The following is a 2,183-nucleotide window of genomic DNA, read 5'->3' as shown; positions in this document are numbered from 1 at the left end:
TAGTGTAAAGTGCTCTTTCATTCGTGTTACCTTGACCTAAAATGAACGAAACGCAGTGAAAAAATCTTTCCTCCTACTGTCATCTCGACTGAAAATGAACGAATCTTTTCTCTCTTGTCATCTCGACTAAACACCGGAGGTGTGCATGGAGAGATCTCTTCTTTTCTGTCATTGTGTGAGATTTCTCCATTCCATGCCTAACGGCATTCCAGTCGAAATGACAAGGGTGGTAATGTCCAAATAAAAAACAATATGTAATAAAAAAGGCAAAAAGAAAAACCTAAGAGATTTCTCTCTCAGGTTTAATCTTTAATTTAAGCTAATTAGTTAAGTGCAGATACTGCAATATTTGTTAACTCTTTTTCAGCTGAAGTTTTTCCGCCTTTTGTAAGCTTAAACTTTATGCTTGCAACCGGATTAGTAATTGCATCTCCATCTGCAGGTGATGTAATTTCAACTGTTATTGATGAATCATTCAAATATTTTTCAATAGCTAACTTAACTGCAGCTTTAACTGCCTTAGTATCAGTTTCATGATTGTGTGCAACTTTTACTTCCTTAGGAAGGTTAGCAACAACTCCATCAGCTTTATTATCTACATAAGCTTGTTTCTTAGCATCTAAATTCCAACCTTTCATAGTATCTAATTTATTAAAATAGATACCATTTACTGAATCTGTTGCATTCCAAGCAGCATCTTCTGGGAATACTAATGCAGCAACTAAAGCTTTTACAGCATTAAGTTCTTCTTCAAATTTAAATACATTTTCATTTGTTACAGAATCTTCTGTTGGGTATTTATTAGCTAATACTCTAACAGCTTCTCTAAGCTCAGCAAGTTTATCTTTAACTAAAGTTCTTACTTCTACCCAATTGCTATCCTTTAATACTTCGATATCATAGATTTCAAATTCTTTGTCATATCCGTTGAACGGTTTAACTTTGAATCTGATTGTATCTACTTTACCTGGCTTAGCTTCTAACCATGCTTTTAGAGCATTTGCTTCTGTATTATTTAATACGAAATATCCTAATTGGTTATATTGACTTGCAACATATAGGTTTCTGATTTCGCTTAAAATTACTTTTTGATATTGTGCACCGTAATCTGTAAAGTCTTTAAGAGCTACTACTCCTGCTGATTGATTTGCTTGATTTCCTTCAACAACTTTTCTTAAAGAACCTCTAACTGTGAAACCGGCATTTGCAGGCATTACTGATACTACGTCTACTACATTAGTCTTATTAACGTCTTTGTTGTCTTTTGGAAGAACGTTATTTGTTAATGTATGGAATTGGATTAATGCTCCAACTTTTAATTGTCCTCTTAAGAATAGAGCGTAATCTGTGTCTAATTGAAGAACTGCAGTTTCACCGAATTCTCCTCTAACAATTATATCTCTTCCTTGAATTCCGATTACTTCAACGATTGGATATCTTCCAGTATTGCTGTGGTCTATTATCATTTCTGCTTCAAGACCGTAAGCATTGTTTACTGTATACTCTACTACGTCAAGTTTAGCTGAATCGTTATGAGTATTGAAGTTGAATGGGAAGTAATTTCTATAAGTTGTTACGTTATTTACTACTACTTCTCCCTTTTCGTTTTCAAAAGTTATATCATACTTAGTTGTAGCTTCATTCTTTACTCTTAGAAGTTGAGCGTTGTTGTTATCTCTTTGAACTGCATTGAATACTACTACTGTAGCTTCGTTATAATCGTTTAATACAGTGTTTGTTGATGTTTCATATGGCTTTCTTCCACTATGATTTTCATATCCTGCATATACATCAAGGAACCAGTTAGATGCTGTTGTGTTACCAAGAATTCTGATAGCTTCATCAACATTCTTAACTTCTGTTAATTGGTTTCTTAATACATCTGCTACAAAATATCTTGTAGTTGATGTTAATCTTAAGTTTAATTCAGACTTTCCTTTTCTATCAAAGTTAAAGTTGTTGTTGTATACTTCTTTACCTGTTTCATTTTGTGGTTTTCTTGAAAGAGTACCTTCAGCAAATGTGATAGACTTAGCATTTCCGTTATAATAGTTAATCTTTGCAGCTACTCCATATCCGCCATTAGGTGTAACTTCTTTAGTTAAAGAAGTTTCAACTGTTGCATCAGCAACATCTACCCAACGTCTGTTAGGATCAATTACATTGTCAGTAATTGCTGTGTG

Annotated in this window: 1 protein-coding gene; it reads right to left on the bottom strand. The window is 33.5% G+C overall.

Translation table 11 applies throughout. The annotated features are described in order from the left end of the window. Positions 1–323 precede the first annotated feature (323 nt). A partial coding sequence (locus tag HMPREF0629_RS08000; protein ID WP_039856592.1) for a hypothetical protein occupies positions 324–2,183 on the bottom strand: 1,860 nt, incomplete at its 5' end.

It is taken from the genome of Peptoniphilus sp. oral taxon 386 str. F0131, from assembly GCF_000090945.1.
Classification (GTDB): Bacteria; Bacillota; Clostridia; order Tissierellales; family Peptoniphilaceae; genus Anaerosphaera; species Anaerosphaera mikwangii.
The sequence above is the reverse complement of the archived record's forward strand: the minus strand, read 5'-3'. Positions and strand labels throughout refer to the sequence as shown.